Source organism: Streptomyces sp. NPDC057486, assembly GCF_042802415.1.
GTDB lineage: Bacteria > Actinomycetota > Actinomycetes > Streptomycetales > Streptomycetaceae > Streptomyces > Streptomyces yanii.
Genome location: NZ_JBHVEE010000272.1, coordinates 1 through 4,024, shown reverse-complemented (window position 1 = coordinate 4,024; position 4,024 = coordinate 1). Strand labels below are relative to the sequence as shown.

Annotated in this window: 2 protein-coding genes and 1 pseudogene; all 3 read left to right on the top strand. The window is 67.3% G+C overall.

The window, feature by feature from the left end:
• The first annotated feature begins 1,833 nt into the window (after positions 1-1,833).
• Positions 1,834-3,111, top strand: coding sequence for an MFS transporter (locus ACFU6I_RS47975; RefSeq protein ID WP_384380745.1), 1,278 nt, complete (start codon positions 1,834-1,836; stop codon positions 3,109-3,111).
• A 472-nt stretch (positions 3,112-3,583) separates the two neighbouring features.
• A pseudogene (locus ACFU6I_RS47970) lies at positions 3,584-3,706 on the top strand (TetR/AcrR family transcriptional regulator); the annotation flags it as partial.
• A gap of 94 nt (positions 3,707-3,800) precedes the next feature.
• A partial coding sequence (locus tag ACFU6I_RS47965) for a transposase (RefSeq protein WP_384380742.1) occupies positions 3,801-4,024 on the top strand: 224 nt, incomplete at its 3' end.

The window sequence follows — 4,024 nt, the reverse complement described above, 5'->3', positions numbered from 1 at the left end:
CAGCTACCTCGCAGGGCTCCACCTACGCGGCTCCCTCATCTGGATCCGCAGCCTCCGCCCCACCGAGTGATCTCAACCTGGAACAGGCCCTAGTACGCGAGCAACTTGTGCACAGATCCAGCCCCCGGTTCGGACGGACCCCGACCCCACACCCGAGCCGTCGAGTTGTACGGCCACTCCGCTCCGCCCACATCGCATCGAACGCGGCGAGCACCGCCGTCTTCTCCGCCTCCTTGGGGTCAGCCGACGACGTCGCGGGGCGCGGGCGTCGTCGCGGCGGCTGACGAAGCCGCAGACGGCTTGTCGTCGCCTCCGCCGCATCCGGCAAGCACCGCAACGAGCGTCAGCGCCGCCGCGCCCCGCTTCTGTCGAGCCGTCACCATCAGGGACACCCCCCGTGCAGTCGCGATCAGAACCAGATCACCGTAACGCGCAGCACAGAAGCGGTCGCAGGAGTTCCCACAGCATCGCCGCCCGCCGCCCCGCCAAGACACCCACCCCTTCGTACGGCTATCGCGTACAAAAGGGGTGTCGGCATCGGGAAACGGCTTGCCCACAGAGTCTGACCTGCAGAAGCGGCCGGAATCCGGAAAGGGGGGTTCACACCTGCGGTAGTACCTCCGGTGCAACCCCGGGCGCACCTCTCCAGCCGCCTGTGCACACAACCGTGGGCGCAACCCTCCCCAGCCCCGAACACGCCCCGACCAGGGCGGCTTACCCAAACCGGCTTGCCCGGACCGCCCGACCATCCTGCAGCGGCAGCTGGGCGGCGTAGCGCGCAAGGACCCGGTCCACGGCCGCCAGCAGCTCGCACGCGCGGGCGCAGGGCTTCCAGAGTGGCTGATATCCACGGGCCGCCGGTTCGGCATGACAGCGCCCCCGATCGGTCAGGACGCCTCGGCGTCCCTTCCGCCGCGGACCGTACCGCGGCACGCCTCCGGGCCGGGGCTGTCCGGCTGAACCGCCGTATCCCGGCCCAGGCCGGTGTCGTTGTCCGGGCGACGCGTGCATGATCCATCCCTCATGGAAACGCGCTGAGGCCTCAGTTCTCCATGAATCGCCGACGCCAATACCCGCAAGCACTGAACGGAGTTGCCAGCATGAGGTGAGAGCTGAGGGAGACGGCCCTGCGGTCGAACTCGGCGTCCAACCTGGCAACGAGCCTGCCGAGGTCAGCCCGAGCACCACGGGGAAGCCACAGCAGCACGTCCTCCAGACGGTCTCGCGCCACCAGAGGATCACAGCAGTCGCAGCCCATCACTGGATCTGGCAGAACGCGCCCTGGCTGCCCCAGATACCACCGGCACTCCGCCAGGGCAGCGGCCACAGCCCCTGGCCACAAACGCTCTTCTTCCAACTTCCGAATCGCTACGCGAGTCGCCGCGGAAACACCTCGGATCCGGCGAACCGGGACACCTCTTCTGGGCCGCCAACGCTCCGCGCGCAGCCCCTTCGGACGCCTACGCGGCATCGGCCTTTCGGGTCAACATGCCGTCATCTTGCCACGGTCCGCACTACCCCCGCACACGATCGGTGCGGGCCCAGGCCGCTGCAAGTGCTCCTACTTCTCACCGATATCCCTGCACTCCCCGGACGACAAGTGATGCCGGAAACCATCAACATGCGCTCTCGCTTAACACCTACGCAGCCACTCACTGACACCAAAACGGCGCATCGCAGCCGAACGGCCACGATCGGATGGCCGAGCACACCGTCGCAGGATGACCAGGCGGCGGCGTGTCTGTGGGGGCACTTCGGTAGGCAGCCCGACCTCATGGACTGGTACTTTCCGACTGACCAGGCCACCATCATGGGTCGGGAGCCGGCAACCAGGTGACTTCTTCAGGCACGTCGACGACTGTGGCACGGCGAGCGCTTGGCGCTGTCCTGGCAGCCGAGGCGGTGTCGGTCGCGGGAAACCGGATCGCCCTGATCGCGATTCCCTGGTTCGTGCTGGAAACCACCGGTGATCCCGCACAGGCCGGGCTGAGCGGGGTTGCCTACTTCGTTCCCGTGGTGCTGGCCGGGCTCTTCGGCGGCCCCCTGGTGGACCGCATGGGGTTCATCCGCAGCAGTGTCCATGCCGACCTGGCCAGCGGCATGACGGTGGCCGCGATCCCGGTCCTGCACATGCTGGGCCACCTGTCGTTCTGGCTGTTGCTGGTCCTCACGTTCGCCGGCTCGATGCTCGACGTTCCAGGCACAACAGCCCGCCGCTCCCTCGTGCCCGACCTGGCCGAAGCCGGCGGTATGCGGCTGGAACGGGCGATGAGCGCGCACGAGACAGTGATGCGTCTCGCCCAGCTCACCGGCGGATTGCTCGGCGGCGTGCTCCTCGCGGCTCTCGGGCCCATCCTTGTGCTGTACCTGGATGCGGCCAGCTTCCTGGTATCAGCCCTGATCGTGGGACTGACTGTGCCCCGAGCATCGCCTCGCAAGGCTCCGCACCTGTCGAAAGGCACGTCGCGGTACTTCGCGGAGCTCACCGAAGGGCTGCGGTTCATCCGCGAGGACACGTTGCTGCCCCGGATCCTCGTGGTGTTCATGTTCGCCAACATGGCCGACAACGCCCTGTTCACCGTGCTGCTGCCCACCTTGGCCGAGCAGGTGCTCAACAATCCGCTCGCCCTGGGGCTTTCGGTCGCTGCCTTCGGCGCCGGCGCCCTGGCGGGCGCGGTCCTGTTCGGTGCAGTTGGGCATCGGTTCCTCCGGCACGTAATCCTGACTGGCGCGTTGCTGATTTCCGGGGCCCCGAAGTTCTTCGTCATCGCTGCGATGCCCGGAACTCCCACGCTTGTCGTCACCATGGCTCTCGCTGGCATCGCTGCTGGACCCGTGAACCCGCTGTTGACCTCTGTCCAGTTCAGCCGCATTCCCTCGGAGCTCCGGGGGCGCGTGTCCGGCGCGATCATGGCCACGGTTGTGGCCGCGGTGCCGGTGGGCATTTTCGGCGCTGGCCTGCTGGTTGCCATGACCGGCCTCACCACGGCCTTGCTCGTGATCGCGGCTGGTTATCTCGTGGTCAGCCTCTATCCCGCATTGCATCCCGCGTGGCGAGCCGCCACCCCTCCGCGCGGCGCGCGCGGCCCGCGCGCATCACAGATCGATTGAAATCTTCCGTTCTACGTGGAACTTCATGCCCGCCTGGTAACGGATTCGGAGTCCGTGTCATTGTGAGGCCGGCATCCTCGCCCAGCAGGTCAACAACGCCAGCGTCGAACGCATTTTGAGCGCCAAAGGACGCTGGGGCGTGGCCTTCTCCTACCGCCTCCGGACCATGAAACTGCTCTCTGAATGGCGTTTTCAGCGGACGCGGGCTCTGCTGCGGTGGCGGGTCGTAGTAACGGCCGGTGAGATTGGCGTCGATCGCAGCTTGCGGCCCTCTGGGCGGTTCACTGGCTTCGCCCGCCGGGTGCCTGGGCCGGGGAGGGGAGCGGTGGTTGCTGTGGTGCCATCTGCGGGGTGTGCTCTTGCTGCCGTACAGGCGGCCTCTGTTGCGCTTCGGTACGAGCGGGGACTCACAGCTCGCTCATCGACGAGCCGCGCAGGCCCTGATCCTCGCGGGTGACCGCGGCGCTCTGTCTTCTACTTCGGCTCCAAGCAAGGAGTGGTCACGGCGCTCGTGGCCCGGACTGTTGAGCACCTGTGGGAGCGATCCCGGGTCACCGCGCAGGCCGACGAGCCGCGCCAGGCCATCGCGGCAGCCACGTTAGGAACGTTGAGCTAGGGCGCGTATCGAGTCGCGATCAATCTTCGGGAATCGCCCTCACGCCGAGCCCTGATCCGGTAGATCGTCGTGCGTGACGCGAGTGCAACTGACAGACGAAGAGTGGGAGTTCATCGGGCCATACCTGCCGATCGGCGAGTACGGCCCGTACCCTGAACGGCTGCGGCAGCAGTTCGAGGGCGTGATCTGGCGGTTTAAGACCGGCGGGCAGTGGCGGGAGATGCCGCGGGAGTTCGGCGCCTGGTCGACCGTCTCCAACCGGTTCCGGCAGTGGCGGGACGCCGGCGTGTTCGAGGC